The 18,260-nt window shown below is 64.9% G+C and carries 17 protein-coding genes; 8 read left to right on the top strand and 9 right to left on the bottom strand.

The window, feature by feature from the left end; genetic code table 11:
- Positions 1-17 precede the first annotated feature (17 nt).
- Positions 18-2,255 carry an NADP-dependent isocitrate dehydrogenase gene (locus tag B4394_RS04680; RefSeq protein WP_078314366.1) on the top strand — a complete coding sequence of 746 codons (2,238 nt, stop codon included), beginning with the start codon at positions 18-20 and terminating at the stop codon, positions 2,253-2,255.
- A 75-nt stretch (positions 2,256-2,330) separates the two neighbouring features.
- On the opposite strand, the gene ephH is transcribed toward B4394_RS04680, so the two are convergent.
- Positions 2,331-3,209: an epoxide hydrolase EphH gene (ephH, locus tag B4394_RS04675; protein ID WP_078314364.1), complete on the bottom strand. Its 879-nt coding sequence runs from the start codon at positions 3,207-3,209 to the stop codon at positions 2,331-2,333.
- Between the two features lie 112 nt (positions 3,210-3,321).
- On the opposite strand from ephH, the gene B4394_RS04670 reads away from it, so the two are divergent.
- From B4394_RS04670 to yhjD, 3 genes are all read left to right on the top strand, one after another.
- On the top strand, positions 3,322-4,131 hold the full coding sequence (locus B4394_RS04670; RefSeq protein ID WP_078314601.1) for an exodeoxyribonuclease III: 810 nt from the start codon (positions 3,322-3,324) through the stop codon (positions 4,129-4,131).
- Between the two features lie 63 nt (positions 4,132-4,194).
- On the top strand, positions 4,195-5,217 hold the full coding sequence (trpS, locus tag B4394_RS04665; RefSeq protein WP_078314363.1) for a tryptophan--tRNA ligase: 1,023 nt from the start codon (positions 4,195-4,197) through the stop codon (positions 5,215-5,217).
- Positions 5,218-5,236: 19 nt separating this feature from the next.
- Positions 5,237-6,265, top strand: coding sequence for an inner membrane protein YhjD (yhjD, locus tag B4394_RS04660; RefSeq protein WP_078314361.1), 1,029 nt, complete (start codon positions 5,237-5,239; stop codon positions 6,263-6,265).
- Positions 6,266-6,308: 43 nt separating this feature from the next.
- Here the strand turns inward: yhjD and B4394_RS04655 are convergent, their stop codons facing one another.
- Positions 6,309-7,595, bottom strand: coding sequence for a D-alanyl-D-alanine carboxypeptidase family protein (locus B4394_RS04655; protein ID WP_078308644.1), 1,287 nt, complete (start codon positions 7,593-7,595; stop codon positions 6,309-6,311).
- Positions 7,596-7,671: 76 nt separating this feature from the next.
- Positions 7,672-8,682 (bottom strand): SMP-30/gluconolactonase/LRE family protein, encoded by a 1,011-nt coding sequence (locus B4394_RS04650; RefSeq protein WP_078308645.1) that lies wholly within the window; start codon positions 8,680-8,682, stop codon positions 7,672-7,674.
- Between the two features lie 33 nt (positions 8,683-8,715).
- On the opposite strand from B4394_RS04650, the gene B4394_RS04645 reads away from it, so the two are divergent.
- Positions 8,716-9,624 (top strand): sigma-70 family RNA polymerase sigma factor, encoded by a 909-nt coding sequence (locus tag B4394_RS04645; RefSeq protein WP_078314360.1) that lies wholly within the window; start codon positions 8,716-8,718, stop codon positions 9,622-9,624.
- Here B4394_RS04645 and B4394_RS04640 read toward each other — a convergent pair.
- The 5 genes from B4394_RS04640 to sdhC form a co-directional block, all read right to left on the bottom strand.
- A complete protein-coding gene (locus B4394_RS04640; RefSeq protein WP_078314358.1) occupies positions 9,621-10,232 on the bottom strand; it encodes a carboxymuconolactone decarboxylase family protein in 612 nt (203 codons plus the stop codon). The two genes, B4394_RS04645 and B4394_RS04640, sit on opposite strands and share 4 nt — an antisense overlap.
- Before the next feature lie 61 nt (positions 10,233-10,293).
- Positions 10,294-11,076 (bottom strand): succinate dehydrogenase iron-sulfur subunit, encoded by a 783-nt coding sequence (locus tag B4394_RS04635; RefSeq protein ID WP_078297605.1) that lies wholly within the window; start codon positions 11,074-11,076, stop codon positions 10,294-10,296.
- 1 nt (position 11,077) lies between these two features.
- The gene (gene sdhA, locus B4394_RS04630) at positions 11,078-12,832 is read right to left on the bottom strand and encodes a succinate dehydrogenase flavoprotein subunit (RefSeq protein ID WP_078314600.1); all 1,755 of its coding nucleotides are present in this window, start codon (positions 12,830-12,832) and stop codon (positions 11,078-11,080) included.
- Between the two features lie 24 nt (positions 12,833-12,856).
- Positions 12,857-13,276 (bottom strand): succinate dehydrogenase hydrophobic membrane anchor subunit, encoded by a 420-nt coding sequence (locus tag B4394_RS04625; RefSeq protein ID WP_167668237.1) that lies wholly within the window; start codon positions 13,274-13,276, stop codon positions 12,857-12,859.
- A 59-nt stretch (positions 13,277-13,335) separates the two neighbouring features.
- Entirely contained in the window at positions 13,336-13,674 is a 339-nt protein-coding gene (sdhC, locus tag B4394_RS04620) for a succinate dehydrogenase, cytochrome b556 subunit (protein WP_233146583.1), read from the bottom strand.
- Between the two features lie 343 nt (positions 13,675-14,017).
- On the opposite strand from sdhC, the gene B4394_RS04615 reads away from it, so the two are divergent.
- From B4394_RS04615 to B4394_RS04605, 3 genes are read left to right on the top strand one after another with little or no spacing between them, the layout of a single operon-like run.
- On the top strand, positions 14,018-14,416 hold the full coding sequence (locus B4394_RS04615) for a cytidine deaminase (RefSeq protein WP_078314356.1): 399 nt from the start codon (positions 14,018-14,020) through the stop codon (positions 14,414-14,416).
- The gene (locus B4394_RS04610) at positions 14,416-15,717 is read left to right on the top strand and encodes a thymidine phosphorylase (RefSeq protein ID WP_078314354.1); all 1,302 of its coding nucleotides are present in this window, start codon (positions 14,416-14,418) and stop codon (positions 15,715-15,717) included. The genes B4394_RS04615 and B4394_RS04610 overlap by 1 nt, the downstream gene beginning before the upstream one ends.
- Positions 15,714-16,802: an adenosine deaminase gene (locus tag B4394_RS04605; RefSeq protein WP_078308651.1), complete on the top strand. Its 1,089-nt coding sequence runs from the start codon at positions 15,714-15,716 to the stop codon at positions 16,800-16,802. The genes B4394_RS04610 and B4394_RS04605 overlap by 4 nt, the downstream gene beginning before the upstream one ends.
- A 47-nt stretch (positions 16,803-16,849) precedes the next feature.
- On the opposite strand, the gene B4394_RS04600 is transcribed toward B4394_RS04605, so the two are convergent.
- Positions 16,850-18,190, bottom strand: a complete 1,341-nt coding sequence (locus B4394_RS04600; protein WP_078308652.1) for a SatS C-terminal domain-containing protein — start codon at positions 18,188-18,190, stop codon at positions 16,850-16,852.
- Between the last annotated feature and the right edge of the window lie 70 nt (positions 18,191-18,260).

Genomic DNA, 18,260 nt, shown 5'->3' with positions numbered 1-18,260 from the left:
CGACGCCGGGAGTGACCATGAGTGCGCAGCAGCCGACCATCATCTACACGCTGACAGACGAGGCGCCGCTACTCGCGACGTACTCCTTCTTGCCGATCATCCGGGCCTTCGCCGGGCCAGCCGGTATCGACGTCCAAACCAGCGATATCTCCGTTGCCGCCCGCATCCTCTCCGAGTTCACCGACTACCTTCCCGAAGACCAGCAGGTTTCGGACAATCTGGCCGAGCTGGGCCGTCTGACGCAGCTGCCCGAGACGAACATCATCAAACTGCCGAACATCAGCGCGTCGGTGCCGCAGCTCTTGGCCGCCATCAAGGAACTGCAGGGTAAGGGCTACAAGCTGCCCGACTACCCCGAAGACCCGAAGAACGACGAAGAGAGGGACATCTTGGTGCGGTACACCAAGTGTCTCGGCAGCGCCGTGAACCCTGTTCTGCGCGAAGGTAACTCGGACCGTCGCGCGCCGCGTGCGGTCAAGGAGTACGCCCGCAAGCACCCGCACAGCATGGGCAAGTGGTCGCAGGCGTCGCGCACCCACGTCGCGACCATGAAGGAAGGCGATTTCTACCACGGTGAGAAGTCGCTGACCCTGGATCGCGCCCGCAAGGTCAAGATGGTGCTGACGACGCCCAATGGCGAGGCCACCGTGCTCAAGGCCGAGGTCACGCTGGGCGAGGGCGACATCATCGACAGCATGTTCATGAGCAAGAAGGCGCTCTGCGACTTCTACGAAGAGCAGATCGAGGATGCGTACAAGACCGGCGTGATGCTCTCGCTGCACGTCAAGGCCACCATGATGCGGGTCAGCCACCCCATCGTCTTCGGACACGCGGTGAAGATCTTCTATAAGGAAGCCTTCGCCAAGCACCAGGAGCTGTTCGACGAGCTGGGCGTCAATGTCAACAACGGCATGTCCGACCTCTACAGCAAGATCGAGGCGCTGCCCGCATCGCAGCACGAGGAGATCATCCGCGACCTGCACGCCTGCCACGAGCACCGGCCCGAGCTGGCCATGGTGGATTCGGCTAAGGGCATCTCCAACTTCCACTCGCCCAGCGACGTGATCGTGGACGCTTCCATGCCCGCCATGATCCGGGCCGGCGGAAAGATGTACGGCGCGGACGGCAAGCTCAAGGACACCAAGGCCGTCAACCCCGAGTCCACCTTCTCCCGGATTTACCAGGAGATGATCAATTTTTGTAAGACCCATGGGCAGTTCGACCCCACCACCATGGGCACCGTGCCCAACGTCGGTCTCATGGCGCAGAAGGCCGAGGAGTACGGCAGCCACGACAAGACCTTCGAGATCACCGAGCCCGGTGTCGCCGACATCGTCGACATCGACACCGGCGAGGTGCTGCTGAGCCAGAACGTGGAGGCCGGCGACATCTGGCGCATGCCGGTCGTCACGGACGCGGCGATCAAGGACTGGGTGAAGTTGGCCGTCACTCGAGCGCGGGAATCCGGCATGACAGTGGTGTTCTGGCTGGACACCGAGCGCCCGCACGAGAACGAGCTGCGCAAGAAGGTCAAGACGTACCTCAAGGATTACGACACCGAGGGCCTCGAGATCCAGATCATGCCGCAGGTATGGGCGATTCGGTACACGATGGAGCGGGTGATCCGCGGGCTGGACACCATCTCGGCGACCGGCAACATCCTGCGCGACTACCTCACCGACCTGTTCCCGATTCTGGAGCTGGGCACCAGCGCCAAGATGCTCTCCATCGTGCCGCTGATGGCCGGTGGCGGGTTGTACGAGACCGGGGCCGGTGGTTCGGCGCCCAAGCACGTCAGCCAGCTGGTCGAGGAGAACCACCTGCGGTGGGATTCGCTCGGCGAGTTCCTGGCGCTGGCCGTGAGCCTGGAGGACCTGGGCATCAAGACCGGGAACCCGCGGGCCAAGATCCTGGCCACCACGCTGGATGCCGCGACCGGGAAGCTGCTGGAGAACGACAAGAGCCCGTCGCGTAAGGCCGGTGAGCTCGACAACCGTGGCAGTCAGTTCTACCTGGCCCTGTACTGGGCGTCCGAGCTTGCCGCGCAGACCGAGGATCCGGAACTGGCCGGGCTGTTCGCGCCGCTGGCCAAGCAATTGGTGGAGAACGAGGACGCGATCGTGGCCGAGCTCGCCGCGGTGCAGGGCAGCCCTGCCGATATCGGTGGCTACTACCAGCCAGACGCCGCGAAGACCACTGCGGTGATGCGGCCGAGCCAGACCTTCAACGCCGCCCTGGCATCCGTCGAGGTGTAGCTCGACGCGTCGAGTGTGAAACCTGGGCGGTGAATCAGCCGAAACTCCGCCACAGGTTCACACTCGGCGACATGCCTAGCCGACGTCGGATGCTGCGGCGCGCTTGGCGGCCACCAGCGGGTCGATCAGGTCGGTGATTACCTCGGTGACCTGGCCGGGCGCCTCGAGCATGGGAACGTGACCCATGCCCGCCAGGGTGACCCGTCGCGCGTCGGCGGGCAGCCCCTGGCCGATGAGCTTCCCGAACCGGCCCGGGGGCACGATCTCGTCCTTCTCACACAACACCAGCTGTGCCGGTACCGAGATGGTGTTCAGGTTCTGCAGCCCCGGCGCCGGCAGAATCGACGTCAGCGACGCGAAGTACGCGGGGCAGTGCGTGATGTCCTCGAAGATGCTGTGGAAGTCCGGAAGGCTCAGCGCCTCGGTCTCTCCGCACAGCGCGCGGGCGGTGGCGAACTTGACGAACGGCAGGCCCGCCGCGCGACGGCCCAACAGCCGGGAGAACGCCAGCCAGGGGAGCATGGCCGCGAACTTCACCACGATCTCCGCCTTCAGTGGCGAGTACTTGGTCCAGCCGCCCGCCGGCGCGATGGCCGTCACACTGCGGGCACGGCCACGCAGTGCCAGGCCCAGGGCGATCCAGCCACCCAGTGAGTTTCCTACCAGATGCGCTGTCTCCCAGCCCTTCTGGTCCATGATCTGTTCGACCTGATCCAGGTATACGTCGACCGAGCGCTGCGACAGCGGAGGTAGCGGGGGCATCGGTCCACCGCCATTGTGTCCGGGGTAGGTGGGTGCGAACACCTCATACCCGGCGTCGGCGAGCTGCTCGGCCACGGTCTCCCAGACTGACTGCGACAGCATGAACGGATGCAGCAGCAGGACCGGCTCGCCCTCACCCATCTCGATGGGTGCCCGCCTGTTCGACGGCTTCGACAAAATGGCTTCCAGCATGCGGTCCTCCTAGTGCGCCAACATCGGCGTTGACATTACTGTCTGTTGCGTCAACTTACCGTGCCCCGTGGTGCTCATCACTGTCACACCACTCGACTATCGTCGGCGACCGATGATCACCGTCACCACCATCAACGTCAATGGCATTCGTGCCGCCGTCAAGGAGCGATCCGCCGAGAACCGGGGGCTGCTGCCCTGGCTGGAGCAGACGACCGCCGACATCGTGTGCCTGCAGGAGGTACGTGCGGAGGACGAGCAGCTTCACGAGGCGCTGGCCCCGGCCCTCGCCGCGGGGTGGCACGTAGTGAACGCCTCGTCGAGCGTGAAGGGGCGCAACGGCGTGGGCATCCTTAGCCGCGTCCCGGCTGCCTCCACCAAGGCGACGCTGGACGCCGACGGCGGCGAGTTCGACGAGGCCGGCCGGTACCTGGAGGCCCAGATCGGCGATCTCACGGTGGCGAGCATCTACCTGCCTACCGGAGAAGCCGGTACGGAGCGCCAGGAAGAGAAGGAGCGCTTCATGGCGGCGGTGGGTACCAGAATGGCCACGCTGGCGGGCAGTGGACGCGACGTGGTGATCTGCGGCGACTGGAATATCGGGCACACCGAGCGAGACATCAAGGCGTGGAAGGCGAACCAGAAGAAGGCGGGCTTCTTGCCCCAGGAGCGGGCCTGGGTCGGCTCGCTGCTCGAGGCCGGATGGGTCGACAGCTTCCGGCAGCTGCATCCCGATGTCGACGGACCGTACAGCTGGTGGTCGTGGCGGGGTAAGGCCTTCGACAATGACGCGGGCTGGCGCATCGACTATCACCTTGCCACTTCCGATCTGGGGCGACGTGCGCACGCGGCACGGGTCGAGCGCGCGGACGCCTACGCACTGCGCTGGTCCGACCACGCGCCGGTGACGGTCGAATACCGATGAGCGTCTCGCGCGAAGAGCAGCTGCCAGAATCGCGTTGACCGGTCATGCCAGGATGGATGCACTATGACTGCTGATGCCGCCCTCCGGGGACGCCTGTTCTCCGGTATCCAACCCACCGCCGATTCCCTGCACCTCGGAAATGTGTTGGGTGCGGTGCAGCAGTGGGTGCGGTTGCAGCATGAATACGAAGCACTCTTCTGCGTCGTTGACCTGCACGCCATCACGGTGGCGCAGGATCCCGACGAACTGCGCCGACGTACCCGCGCGGTGGTCGCCCAGTATGTGGCGCTTGGCGTCGCCCCTGCGGAAAGCGCCATCTTCGTGCAAAGCCATGTCCCGGCGCACACCGAATTGGCTTGGGTCCTGGGATGTTTGACGGGCTACGGTGAGGCGTCGCGGATGACGCAGTTCAAGGACAAGTCCGCCAAGCAGGGCAACGACGCCACCACCGTCGGCCTGTTCACCTATCCCGTGCTGATGGCCGCCGACATCCTGCTGTACCAGACGAATGTGGTGCCGGTGGGCGACGATCAGCGTCAGCACCTTGAACTGACTCGGGATGTGGCGCAGCGGTTCAACGGCCGCTACGGCGAGACCTTTGTGCTGCCGGAGACATTCGTGCCGAAGAACGCGGCGCGGATCTACGACCTGCAGGACCCGACGGTGAAGATGAGCAAGTCGGCCTCGACCCCCGCCGGGTTGATCAACCTGCTCGACGATCCGGCGGTCTCGGCCAAGAAGATCAAGTCGGCGCAGACCGACAGCGACCGGGAGATTCGTTTCGACAGGGAGGCCAAGCCGGGTGTCTCGAACCTGCTGAGCATCCAGTCCGCACTCACCGGTGCCGATATCGACACGCTCGTCGACGGCTATGCCGGGCGCGGCTATGGCGATCTGAAAAAGGACACCGCCGAGGCGCTCGTCGAGTTCGTCACGCCGGTGCGTGACCGGACGAATGAGCTGCTCACCGATACCGCGGCGCTAGACGACATCCTGGCGGCAGGCGCGGCGCGCGCCCGAGAGCTGGCGGAGAAGACGCTCACCGAGGTCTATGACCGGATAGGGTTTGTCCGGCCCGCGAGGTAGCGAATAACAGAGGCGGTGAGTGGTGGCCGAAGACGACAAGCCCGGGATTCTCGACCGCTATCGTGCACGGTTTCCCTGGTTCGATCACATCATGCGCATGCAGGAGCGCTACCAGAAGGTAAACGGCAACTTCTACGCCGCGGGAATCACATATTTCACGGTTTTTGCGCTGTTCCCTCTCATGATGGTCGGCTTCGCGGTCATGGGCTTCGTGTTGTCCAGGCGCCCGGACACGATTGCGGAGCTACGTGGCCGGATCAGCGGGGCGATCTCCGGCGACGTGGGCAATCAGCTAATCAATCTGATGGATACGGCCATTGCCTCGCGTACCAGCTTGGGTATCGCGGGTCTTGCGACCGCGGCGTGGGCCGGGCTGGGGTGGATGGCCAATGTGCGTGCGGCGCTCAGCGCGATGTGGGAGCAGCCCAACGACTCCGACGGATTCGTGAGGGGCAAGCTGTCGGACTTGGTGGCCTTGGGCTCAACCTTCGTGGCGCTGGCCCTGACCATTGCGGTCACGGTCGTCGGTAACGAGAAAACCATCCTGCGAATACTCGGCTGGGTGGGGCTGCATGACGTCTCCATACCGGCGGTCCTGCTCAAAGTCGTCACGATCGCGATAGCGACGGTGTTGTCGTGGGCGTTATTCACCTGGATGATCGCGCGGCTGCCGAGGGAGCGGCTGCCGTTTTCGAGTGCGGTGCGGGCCGGGCTCATCGCGGCGATCGGTTTTGAGCTGTTCAAACAGGTCGCCTCGATCTACCTGAGCGTGATCATGCATGGCCCGGCGGGCTCCACGTTTGGTCCGGTGCTCGGCATCATGGTGTTCGCCTACATCACGGCCCGCCTGCTGTTGTATGCCACCGCGTGGGCGGCCACATCCGATGCGAACCGGTCATTTGTGTATGTGCCGCCGCCCGACCCAGTGGTCATCACCACGCGGGTCGAGACCGTCGAGCGGCCCTCCAAGCTGGGGGTTATCGCCGCCTTTGGGGCAGGAGCTCTTGGCGCGCTGGGTATTTCGTGGCTAGGCCGCGGCGGCGACTAAGGCCGTCAAACCAAGGCCGTCAACCAAGGCCGGTAAATAGGGTCTAGGCCTGGCGGCGGTTGAGTGATCTCGCCGCGAGGATAAGTCCGAAGACAATCATCGCGCCGATGATGGTCACGCCCACCCGGACGGGGACGCTGTTCACCGCGTCGGTGCTGAGGCCGGCCGCTTGGGGAGTGGCCCCGTTATCGGCATGCGGCTTGGTCAGCAGCGATGGGTCGGGGTCGACGAGCTTGCCGATCGAGGCGTCGCGTGGGGTCGAGAACCCGTAGTCGAGCAGATGAGCTGCCTGCTCCCACGGTGCGATCGGAAGACGCGTGCCGCGCAGCATGGTGACGACCAAGCGCCGACCGTCGCGTTCGGCGGCGCCGACGAAGGTCTGTTGCGCATCATCGGTGTATCCGGTCTTTCCGCCGAGCGCACCGGGGTAGTTGTAGAGCAACCGATTGTCGTTCGTCATCTCGTAGGGCGGGTGGTCATCGTGCTCACCGGGTTTGGCGGGGTGGCCCGGGAACATCGCCTTCGGCGCCGACACCAGATCGGCGAAGGTGGGGTCCGCGAACGCGTACTTGTAGAACAGCCCCAGGTCATAGGCCGAGGTGCTCATGCCGGGACCATCGAGACCTGAGGGAGTCGCCACTCGGGTATCTCGCGCGCCGAGTTTCTGCGCCATGTCGTTGAGCTTGGCGACGGTCTCATTCATGCCGCCGAGCTGGACGGCCAGAGCGTGTGCGGCGTCGTTGCCCGAGTTCATGAGCAGGCCAGTGAGCAGTTGCCGGACGGTGTAGGTACCGCCGACGTCGACGCCGACCCTGGTGCCCTCGCTGTTCGCGTCGTCCTGGGTTCCCACTACCGCCTGGTTGAGGTTCAGGTTGTTGATGGCATCCATCGCGATCAGCACCTTGATGACACTCGCGGGTCTGTGCCGGGCATGGGGGTCCTTGGCGGCCACCACATTTCCGGTGTTCAGGTCGGCGATAAGCCAGGACTCCGCGGAAATATCGTTGGGGATGGGCCCGGCACCGTCCGGAGTGATCACGTCGCAGCTCCCGAGCATCTCGCCGCCGATGGGCTTGGCGGGCACCGGAAGCGGCGCGGGTGGATCTCCGCCGGCCTTGGGTACCTCGGAGGTATCGACGGCCGGAGGCGTGACGACCTTGTAGGGGCACCCGCTGGTATCCGGCGGCGTGAATCCGGGCTCGGCGGTGGCGAGTGGTGTGCTTAAGGGGAAGGTGGCGACGATCAGCCCGGCGGCGGTGGCCGCGGCGAGGCGCGTCGCGGCGGTCCGCAGCGACGGGCGGCGATCGGGCGCAGAAATCCAGGTGGTCATCGCCTTGCCACAGTAAGTGAACACCACCCTGAACTGGGGGATGTTACGCCTGTGTCGGATGTGACTTACCGGCCGACTACGGCGACGGTGCGATATCGGCCAGGCTGAGGTGGCCGACGGCCGATGACCCGATGCAACCCAGCCAGAGCCGGCCGCCCGATTCGACGACACCGGTGGTGGTCTGCAGGCCCGGGTTGCGGCCGCGGATATTCGCTATTGCTGCTCCGGTGTCCGGATGGAACGCGACAACCCAGGCATCGGCGGTGACAGCGGGTTGAATCGATTCGGGTAGTTGCCAGATGAGTTTCCGCAGTATCGGTGCGCGCGGCACCAGTGCCTCCAGCGCGGCATTGCGCGGCCCCGCCATCGCCACCCAGATCCGGCCGTCGGATCCGGTGCTGATGTTGTCGGGCATGCACGGCAGTTCCTCGGCGAGCCGTGATGTCTCTCCCTGCCCGGTGCCCGACAGCGTGATCGTGCTCAGGCGGCGCCCGATGGTCTCGGCGTACACCAACCGGGATTCGTCGGCGGTCAGGGTGACGCCATTGGTGAAGTACAGGCCGTCGGCGATCGTGGTGACGGTTCCGTCGGTATCGCGGCGAAACACCCGGCCGGTGCCGCGCCCTTCGATGGCCGCCGCCCGGTACTCCTCGAACGGGAATCGCGCCGTCGACTCGCTGAAATAGATTGTCCCATCGGATGCTTCGGTGACATTCGAGCAGAAGATCAGCGGCGGTCCATCAACCTTGGTGACAAGTGGCTCGATATCCGCAGAGGCCGGGTCGAGCGCCAGCAGCTTGTCACGGCTGCAGATCAGCACGCGCCCATCGCGCGCGATATGCAGGCCCAAGGGTGGGTGCTCGGTGGTTGCGACATGCGTGATCTCGGCACCGTCGGGCGAGATGCGGAGAATCTTTCCATCCACCACACCGGCCCAGATGTTGCCCGCTGCGTCGGCCACGACGTCCTCGGGACCGTGACCGGGGACCGGCACCACCGTGAGCGAGGGCAGGGGCTGCGGGTTCAGGGATAGCGCCCGTACCCCGGGCGGCTGCCAGCGGACGGGAGCGATCGACGGCTTGGCCATGGGCTCACCCTATTGCAGGCCTACCCTGAAATGATGGCAGTTCCGGTTCGTGATCGCACCGACGAATTCGAGGCGCTGCGCCCCCGGCTGCAGGCGGTGGCCTATCGGCTCACCGGCAGTGTTGCCGACGCCGAGGACATCGTCCAGGACGCCTGGCTGCGCCTGTACTCCGCGACCGCCGAGATCGAGGACTTGCCGGCGTGGCTGACCACCGTGGTCTCCCGGCTGGGGTTGGACCGGCTGCGATCCGCCGCCTATCGCAGGGAAACCTATGTGGGGGAGTGGCTTCCGGAGCCGGTGGTCACCGGTCTGGACGGCAATGATCCGCTGGCCGCGCTGGTGGCCAGCGAGGATGCTCGTTTTGCGGCCATGGTGGTGCTGGACCGCCTGGCGCCGGATCAGCGTGTGGCGTTTGTCTTGCACGACGGATTCACGGTGCCGTTCAAGCAGATTGCCGAGATTCTCGGCATCAGCGACGCGGCGGCGCGGCAACTCGCCACGCGTGCGCGCCGGGCGGTGACGGCAGCCCCGGAATCAGCGCCCGATGCCGAGCACAACGAGGTGGTCGGCAAGCTGCTCGAAGCCCTCATGTCGGGCAGCCTGGAAGCCGTTGTCCGACTGCTGCATCCGGACGTGACGATGACGGGGGATTCCAACGGCAAGGCGCCGACAGCCATCCGGGTCATCCATGGCCCCGACAAGGTGGCCCGTTTCCTGCTCGGCCTGCTGGACCGTTACGGCCCGCAGATGATGCAGGCCATCAATCCGGCGTTGGTGAATGGGCAGTTCGGCATGTATCTGACCGAGACAGACACCGACCCGGACTTCAGGCCGGTGCTGCCCCGTGTCAGTGGCTACACGGTGCGGGACGGCAAGGTGCTGGCAGTCTGGGACGTCAGCAATCCCGACAAATTCACCGGCACACCGCTGCGTAGCGGCTAGGCGTCCAGGGAGTCCTGGGAAGTCGCCCACGGAACCCGGCAGGCATCACCGGAATTGAAGCCCTGCTCGGTGATTCCGAGCGCCGCGTAGGTGCGGGCGCGCATGTTCTCGACGCCGATCTGATAGGTCAGCTCGATCACTCCCGCGTCACCGAACCGCCGCCGCAAGTCCTGGACCTGTTCGTCGGTGATGTCGTGTGGATTGCCGGTCATCGCATCGGCGTACGCAATTGCGGCACGCTCGTCGTCGGTGAATAGCGGAGATGTCGCATATCCCTCGACGGCCTTGAGGCGCTCGACATCCAAGCCGTCGAGCCGCTGCAGCATGGAGCCAAAGTCGACACACCAGGAGCAGCCCACCGTACGGGCGGTCCAGAACACCGCGAGTTCGCGGACGCTCACCGGTAGCACCTGCGAGGCGCTGCCTAGCATCTGCTCATGCATCGCGGCCGCGACCATCAGCTTGCGGTGGTGGGCGATGATCGTAAACGGCTCAGGCACTTGGCCGTATCGCCGTTTGGCGACCCGGTACATGATGCGGGTGAGCAGTGAGGCCTGGTGCGGGGCAATGGGCTCGATACGTGTTGTTGTGCGTGGTGTCTCAGTCATATCCGTATGACGAGACAGCCCGCAGATGTGTGACAGGGGCCGTGCAAAGAGATCAAACCGGCTAGCGCGCGAACATCAGCGCGCGCTTGACCTCCTGGATCGCCTTGGTGACCTCGATACCGCGCGGGCAGGCGTCCGTGCAGTTGAACGTGGTGCGGCAGCGCCACACTCCGTCGACGTCATTGAGGATGTCCAGGCGTTCGGCGGCAGCCTCGTCGCGGCTGTCGAAGATGAACCGGTGCGCGTTAACGATCGCCGCGGGGCCGAAGTAGCTTCCGTCGCTCCAGAACACCGGGCAGCTGGTGGTGCAGCAGGCGCACAGGATGCACTTGGTGGTGTCATCGAAGCGTGCGCGGTCGGTCTGGCTCTGGATGTACTCGCGTGTCGGCTGGTTGCCGCTGGTGATCATGTACGGCTTCACGGCGCGGAACGCGTCGAAGAAGGGCTCCATGTTGACCACGAGGTCCTTCTCCACGGGGAGACCACGGATGGGCTCGATGGTGATGGTGAGCATCTTCTTGGGCTTCTTGGGCAACAGATCGCGCATCAGGACTTTGCAGGCCAGCCGATTCACGCCGTTGATCCGCATGGCATCCGAACCGCACACGCCGTGTGCGCAGGAGCGACGGAAGGTCAGCGTGCCGTCCAGGTAGCCCTTTACGTACAGCAGCAGATTCAGCAGCCGGTCCGTCGGCAGGCACGGCACGCGGAAGCTCTGCCAACCGGCGGCGTCCGGATCCTCGGGGTTGAAGCGCTGAATCTTGAGTTCCACCATGACCGCGCCCTCGGGGACCGGCGGCAGCGGCGGGTCGCCTGCTTCGGCTTTCTCGATAACCGCAGTCATCTCAGTACTTCCGTTCCATCGGCTCGTACCGGGTCTGGACAACGGGCTTGTAGTCCAGCCGGATATCGGACAGCAGCTCGGCACCCTGCTTGTACGCCATGGTGTGTCGCATGTAGTTGGTGTCGTCGCGGTTCGGGTAGTCCTCGCGGGCGTGTCCGCCGCGGGATTCCTTGCGGTTGAGCGCACCGACCACGGTCACCTCGGCGAGTTCGAGCAGGAAGCCCAGCTCGATGGCCTCGAGCAGATCGCTGTTGTAGCGCTTGCCCTTGTCGTGCACCGTGATTCGGCTGTACCGCTCCTTGAGGCGGTGAACGTCCTGCAACGCCTGCTTGAGTGTCTCTTCAGTGCGGAACACCGCGGCGTTGTTGTCCATCGACTGCTGCAGCTCGGTGCGGATGTCGGCCACCCGCTCGTCGCCGTGCTCGGAGAGCACGTCCGCTACCCAGTCGGTGACCATCGTGGCCGGGTTCTCCGGCAGTTCGACGAAGTCGTGGGCTTCGGCGTACTCGGCCGCGGCGATACCCGCCCGACGACCGAACACGTTGATGTCCAACAGCGAGTTGGTGCCCAACCGGTTGGCGCCGTGCACCGACACGCAGGCGCACTCGCCGGCCGCATACAGACCGGGGACAACGTTGTCGTTGTCGCGCAACACCTGTCCCTTGATGTTGGTCGGGATGCCGCCCATGACGTAGTGACAGGTCGGGTACACCGGAACCAGTTCGGTGACCGGGTCGACGCCCAGGTACGTGCGGGCGAATTCGGTGATGTCCGGCAGCTTCGCTTCCAGCACGTCGGCGCCGAGGTGACGCACGTCGATGTAGACGTAGTCCTTGTTCGGTCCGGCGCCGCGGCCCTCGAGCACCTCGAGAACCATTGACCGCGCCACGATGTCGCGGGGTGCCAGGTCGACGATGGTGGGGGCGTAGCGCTCCATGAATCGTTCACCGTCGGCGTTGAGCAGACGACCGCCCTCACCGCGCACGGCCTCGGAGATCAGGATGCCCAGACCGGCAAGGCCTGTCGGGTGGAACTGGTGGAACTCCATGTCCTCCAGCGGCAGTCCCTTGCGGAACACGATGCCCAGGCCGTCGCCAGTAAGGGTGTGCGCGTTGGAAGTGGTCTTGTACATGCGGCCCGAACCACCGGTGGCGAAAACGATTGCCTTGGCGTGGAACACATGGATGTCGCCGGTCGCGAGCTCGTAGGCGACGATACCGGTGGCCACCGGGCCGTTGGGCGTCTCGGTGAGCACGACATCCAGCGCGTAGAACTCGTTGAAGAACTCGACATCATGTTTGACGCAGTTTTGGTACAGCGTCTGCAGGATCATGTGGCCGGTGCGGTCCGCGGCGTAGCAGGCGCGGCGCACCGGCGCCTTACCGTGGTCGCGAGTGTGACCACCGAAGCGGCGCTGGTCGATTCGGCCCTGGGGCGTCCGGTTGAACGGCATGCCCATCTTCTCGAGGTCGAGGACGGCGTCGATGGCCTCCTTGCACATGATCTCCACGGCGTCCTGGTCGGCGAGATAGTCGCCGCCCTTGACGGTGTCGAAGGTGTGCCACTCCCAGTTGTCTTCCTCGACGTTGGCCAGCGCGGCGCACATGCCGCCCTGGGCGGCGCCGGTGTGACTACGTGTCGGGTACAGCTTGGTCAATACCGCCGTACGAACGCGAGGTCCGGCCTCCACGGCGGCGCGCATACCCGCGCCGCCCGCGCCGACGATGACGACGTCGTACCGATGTTCCTGAATGATGGGGGAACCCATAGTGAAAAGCCCCTAACCGATGTTCGGGTTGAAGGTCAGCAGGACGTACGTGCCGAGCACAACCGTGAAGATGATCGACAGCGCCAGCAGGCAATTGAGCCAGAACCGGGTCGAGTCCTTGCGGGTGTAATCGGCGATGATCGTGCGCATGCCATTACCGCCGTGCAGCTGCGCGAGCCACAGCATCGTCAGGTCCCAGGTCTGCCAGAACGGGCTTGCCCAGCGCTGCGCCACGAAGTTGAAGTCCAGGCGGTACACGCCGTTGTCCCACATCAGCATGATGAACAGGTGGCCGAGTGCCAGGAAGATCAGGACGACGCCCGACAGACGCATGAAGATCCACGCGTACTTCTCGAAGTTGGGCATGCCCGACCCGCGCCGGGGCGCGCGGGGATTGTCCAGCGCGGCAGGGCGGTCGTAGTTGCGCTCCATTACGGGAGCGAGGCGACCGCTGGCGCGAGTGCTCGCATTGGGGCCGGTCTGAGGTGTTGTCACAGGAATCGCTCCGCCATGTGCATGAGAATCCGGGTTACCGCGGGAACCATCACCACAAACCAGGTGGCGCCGATGATCCACAGCATGAGCCGCTGATAACGCGGGCCCTTTGACCAGAAATCGACGAGGATGACTCGGACACCATTGAGCGCGTGGTACAGGACCGCCGCTACCAGGCCGAGTTCCATCAGACCGACGATCGGGGTCTTGTAGGTCTCGATCACCGAGTTGTACACCTCGGGGCTCACCCGTACGAGGGCAGTATCCAAGACGTGGACGAAGAGGAAGAAGAAAATCGTGGCACCGGTAATGCGATGCAGGACCCAGGACCACATTCCTGGATCACCACGGTATAGCGATCGCTTGAGGCGATTACCTTCGCGGCCAGATGTGGCCGTATCGGGCGTCGCAGTCGTCACGTGGGCCTCCAACACCAATGGTGGACTGGGGCCAAATGGCGCGGTCAATGGGGGCGTCCATGACGCGCAACCGATGGCCCAACGGTGGTCGGCGAACCGTCTCCCGAACTCTAAACCCATTCCGAGGTGGCGCCGAAATCGCGTGAGCATAGAAAAGCGCCGAAAAGCACCGTACTCCAAAGTAAGTTAGGTAAACCTTGCACGAGCAAATGATGAGCCGACGCGACTTTCATAGGGCCGACAGGGAGGTTTCCCGATCATGTTGATCGATTGGAAAGAGTTGCGGGACAAGGCATATGCCGTAACGAAGCATTCGTATGCGCCGTATTCGAAATACCCGGTGGGGGCCGCCGCGCTCGTCGACGATGGTCGGGTGATCGTCGGCTGCAATGTGGAGAATGTCTCATATGGCCTGGGTCTCTGTGCGGAGTGTTCTGTGGTGTGCGCCCTGTTCTCCACCGGGGGAGGACGGCTCCGGGCACTGTCTTGTGTCGATTCGCGCGGTGAGCCGCTGATGCCCTGTGGCCGGTGTCGTCAGCTACTTCTCGAACACGGCGGCCCCGACCTGTTGATTGATCACGCAGATGCGCCGCGACGACTCGCGGAGCTACTCCCGGAGGCCTTCGGCCCCGATGACCTGGACCGGGGCCGGATCTGATGAGCACTTCTGAGCCGGGCGAGTACGCGTTCGATATGCCGTCGATCATCGCTGCCAAGCGCGACGGCGGGAAACTGAGCTCGGGAGCCATCGACTGGCTGATCGGCGAGTACACCCGCGGCGGCATCGGCGAAGAACAGGTCGCGGCACTGCTGATGGCGATCTATCTGCGGGGTATGGACACCGCCGAGACGACGGCATGGACCGCGGCGATCTTGGCCTCGGGTGAGCGGCTCGATCTGTCGGGCTTGTCCCGGCCGACCGTCGATAAGCACTCCACCGGGGGAGTGGGAGACAAGATCAGCCTGCCGCTGGTGGCGGTGGTGGCAGCCTGCGGTGCGGCGGTGCCCCAGCTGTCGGGGCGCGGTCTCGGGCATACCGGCGGCACCCTGGACAAGCTTGAGTCCATCGCGGGAATCCGTGTCGACCTCACCAACGAGGAGATACGTCACCAGCTTTCCGATGTCGGAGCGGTGATTTGCGCCGCAGGGGCATCATTGGCGCCCGCTGATCGAAAGCTGTACGCGCTGCGCGATATCACCGGCACCGTGGAATCGATACCGCTCATCGCCGGGTCGATCATGAGTAAGAAGCTGGCCGAGGGAACCGCTGCGCTGGTCCTGGATGTCAAGGTGGGTGCCGGTGCCTTCATGAAGTCCGAGCAGCAGGCGCGTGAATTGGCTTCGGCGATGGTTGATCTGGGGACCGCACACGGGGTCGCGACCAGCGCTCTGCTGACCGCGATGGACACGCCGCTGGGACTCACCGCCGGAAACGCCGTCGAGGTGCAGGAATCACTCGACGTGCTGGCCGGGGGAGGACCCGATGACGTTGTGGCACTCACCGTGGCTCTGGCCCGCGAAATGCTTTCCGCGGCCGGTATCGACGGCAAAGACCCGGCCGCGACGTTGATCGACGGGACTGCGATGGACGTGTTCCGGGCGATGATCCGCGCACAAGGCGGCGATCTCTCGGTGCCACTGCCGGTCGGGCAGTGTCAGGAGACCGTGCTCGCTCCGTCCAGCGGTGTCATCCACCACATCGATGCGATGCCGGTCGGGGTCGCCGCGTGGCGGCTCGGAGCGGGGCGTAGCCGTCCGGGCGAGACCGTGCAGTACGGCGCCGGGGTGCGTATTCACCGCCGTCCGGGCGAATCGGTTGTCGCAGGCGAACCGCTGTTCACGCTGTACACCGACACCCCCGAACGTCTGCCGGCCGCACTCGGCGCGCTGGATGGTGGCTGGGGTATCGGTGCGGCGCCCCCCGTTGCCGCGCTCATCATCGATAGACTTTCGGTGTGACGGCCGAACTCGATTTGGTGTCAATCACCCAGGCTCCCAAGGCGCTTCTGCATGACCATCTGGACGGGGGGCTGCGGCCCGCCACCGTCCTGGATCTGGCGCGGGAATCTGGGTACGAGAACCTGCCGGCCGAGGACGAGGGTGCCCTGGCCTCGTGGTTCCGTACCGCCGCCGACAGCGGCTCCCTGGAGCAGTACCTGGAAACCTTCGCGCACACCGTGGGTGTGATGCAGACGGCGGCGGCGCTGCATCGCGTCGCCGCCGAGTGCGTCGAGGACCTCGCGGCCGATGGCGTGGTGTACGCGGAGGTGCGTTTCGCGCCGGAACTTCATATCGACGCGGGTCTGACCCTCGATGACGTGATGGATGCCGTGTTGGCCGGGTTCGCCGACGGTGAGCGGAAGGCGAGCGCGGACGGTAAGCGCATCAAGGTACGCACCCTGGTCACCGCGATGCGGCACGCCGCGCGGTCTCGGGAAATCGCCGAGCTGGCCGTGAAGTTCCGCGACCGGGGTGCCGTGGGTTTCGACATCGCCGGGGCCGAGGCCGGCTATCCGCCGAGTCGCCACCTGGACGCCTTCGAGTACATGCGGAATGCCAACGCCCGGTTCACCATCCATGCCGGTGAGGGATTCGGGTTGCCGTCGATCCACGAGGCGATCGCCTTCTGCGGTGCCGATCGGCTGGGTCATGGAGTGCGGATCGTCGACGATATCGATATCGACCCCGACGGCACCGCCCACCTCGGCCGGCTGTCCTCGCTGCTGCGCGACAAGCGGGTGCCTCTGGAGCTGTGCCCGAGCTCGAATGTGCAGACGGGAGCGGTCGACAGCATCGCCGACCACCCCTTCGACCTGCTGGCGCGGCTGAGGTTCCGGGTGACCGTGAACACCGACAACCGGCTGATGAGCGATACCTCGATGAGCCGCGAGATGCTGCGACTCGTCGAGACGTTCGGATACGGCTGGAGTGACCTTCAGCGATTCACCATCAACGCGATGAAGTCAGCCTTCATCCCGTTCGACGAACGGTTGGCCATCATCGATGACGTGATCAAACCCGGATACGCGGTCCTGATCGGTTAGCAGCCGCGGTGATCATCTAGCCGTCACGGTAGATCGGCTAGCACGCATCATTCGCGGCGCAGTCGCGCTTCCATCGCACGCTCCAGCGTCCGCCAGCTCTCGGCAGCGTCCGCGAATGAGCCCGTGGGCTCGTCGTGCTTATCCGGTTCGAGCAGGTGCCCGACCAGCTTGCCCAGGGGGGTATCGCTGTCCAGCTCCGCGTCGACGCTGTCGTCCTCGGAGTACTCGGCGACATCGGTGAGCAGCTCCACCGCCAGCTCGAGCTGGTCCCGGTCCACCTCGTCGATACCGTCTTCGAGGTCATCGGCGAGCCCGGTGAACACGTAGATGTTGTCGTCGGTGATGTCGATCCGCAGCGAGCCATCGGTGGCGGCGGTGCGGATGTCGTCGTAGGTGCTCAGGTCGGCCAGATCGTGGTCGTGCTCGTCGGCGAGATACCGGGCCAATGCCCGCTCGGAACCGAACACGCTGATTCTTCCGTTGCGTCCCAAGAAGATCGGTTCGTCGTCGAGGTAGCAGCGCAGCGTGTAGAACGTTCCCGAGTTGGTGATCATCTGGATCGGGTCGATACCGACTGCCAGCCAGAAATCCTCGTCACCACCGAGAACCGGATCGTCGTCCGCGGCGTCCTCGTCATCATCTTCGTCTTCGTCGGCAGACTCGTCCTCGGCGTCATCCGCGTCGTCTTCGCCGTTTTCGGAGCCGTCGGTCTCCGAGTCGGATTCTTCGTCGAGCAGATCCAGTTCGTCGTCATCCTCGAGGTCGTCCTCGTTGTCGACGGCATTCTCCGCGGCCGCAAGCAGCTCGGCATCCGCGGCGGCGGAGAGCTCCTCATCCACATCCGGCGTCGCGGCGATCTCGTCGATGGCGTCGACCACTGAGTCCCAGGACTTGCCGACGATGGCACCGATCTGGTTCCACCGCTTCAATCCGTCCTTGCCCGTAAAGCTTTCGGCTCCACCCGACAGTGTGGCCAGCACCGGGTTGCCGTTGATGAGCTTGTTGATGGGTGCCAATTCGCAGACCGCGCCGATGGAGGCCACGATCGCGAGCGTGGCGCGCAGCGTGTCGACGGCGTCCTCGCTCGGCTTGTCGGCAACCAGCTCCGGTACGCCGATCAGGTCGAAGCGATTGTCGTCATCGGGCTCAAGCTCGTCGGCCGACAGAGCCCCGAGGGTCGACCACGCCGGGTGATCGACCAGATCGTTGTCGTTGTCGGTTCGCACGAAGGCCACCAGATCGGCCACCGACTCGAACACGTACAGATCGTCGTCCTTGCCGAGAAACGCCTCCCACTCGTCCCCGGCGTCGCGCCACCGCGGGGCCCACAGGGTGACCACGTCACCTTCTGTGAGCCCGAGTTCGATGGGAACGATGTCAGCAGCCATGCGGCAAGCCTAGCCAGAACGGCTGGGTTGAGCGAAAGGCCCACCGCGAGAACCGGCACACACGCGGCGG

It is taken from the genome of Mycobacterium sp. D16Q16 (genome assembly GCF_002013745.1).
Lineage (GTDB): Bacteria > Actinomycetota > Actinomycetes > Mycobacteriales > Mycobacteriaceae > Mycobacterium.
The sequence above is the reverse complement of the archived record's forward strand: the minus strand, read 5'-3'. Positions and strand labels throughout refer to the sequence as shown.

What these genes read in the sequence shown, in the direction of transcription:
- B4394_RS04650 (WP_078308645.1), bottom strand. Translation starts at nt 8,682, where the DNA reads ATGGCCAAGCCGTCGATCGCTCCCGTCCGCTGGCAGCCGCCCGGGGTA.
- B4394_RS04615 (WP_078314356.1), top strand. Translation starts at nt 14,018, where the DNA reads ATGTTGATCGATTGGAAAGAGTTGCGGGACAAGGCATATGCCGTAACG.
- B4394_RS04635 (WP_078297605.1), bottom strand. Translation starts at nt 11,076, where the DNA reads ATGACTGCGGTTATCGAGAAAGCCGAAGCAGGCGACCCGCCGCTGCCG.
- B4394_RS04625 (WP_167668237.1), bottom strand. Translation starts at nt 13,276, where the DNA reads ATGGAGCGCAACTACGACCGCCCTGCCGCGCTGGACAATCCCCGCGCG.
- ephH (WP_078314364.1), bottom strand. Translation starts at nt 3,209, where the DNA reads ATGCTGGAAGCCATTTTGTCGAAGCCGTCGAACAGGCGGGCACCCATC.
- B4394_RS04655 (WP_078308644.1), bottom strand. Translation starts at nt 7,595, where the DNA reads ATGACCACCTGGATTTCTGCGCCCGATCGCCGCCCGTCGCTGCGGACC.
- B4394_RS04680 (WP_078314366.1), top strand. Translation starts at nt 18, where the DNA reads ATGAGTGCGCAGCAGCCGACCATCATCTACACGCTGACAGACGAGGCG.
- B4394_RS04640 (WP_078314358.1), bottom strand. Translation starts at nt 10,232, where the DNA reads ATGACTGAGACACCACGCACAACAACACGTATCGAGCCCATTGCCCCG.
- B4394_RS04600 (WP_078308652.1), bottom strand. Translation starts at nt 18,190, where the DNA reads ATGGCTGCTGACATCGTTCCCATCGAACTCGGGCTCACAGAAGGTGAC.
- sdhC (WP_233146583.1), bottom strand. Translation starts at nt 13,674, where the DNA reads ATGTGGTCCTGGGTCCTGCATCGCATTACCGGTGCCACGATTTTCTTC.
- B4394_RS04670 (WP_078314601.1), top strand. Translation starts at nt 3,322, where the DNA reads ATGATCACCGTCACCACCATCAACGTCAATGGCATTCGTGCCGCCGTC.
- B4394_RS04610 (WP_078314354.1), top strand. Translation starts at nt 14,416, where the DNA reads ATGAGCACTTCTGAGCCGGGCGAGTACGCGTTCGATATGCCGTCGATC.
- trpS (WP_078314363.1), top strand. Translation starts at nt 4,195, where the DNA reads ATGACTGCTGATGCCGCCCTCCGGGGACGCCTGTTCTCCGGTATCCAA.
- B4394_RS04645 (WP_078314360.1), top strand. Translation starts at nt 8,716, where the DNA reads ATGGCAGTTCCGGTTCGTGATCGCACCGACGAATTCGAGGCGCTGCGC.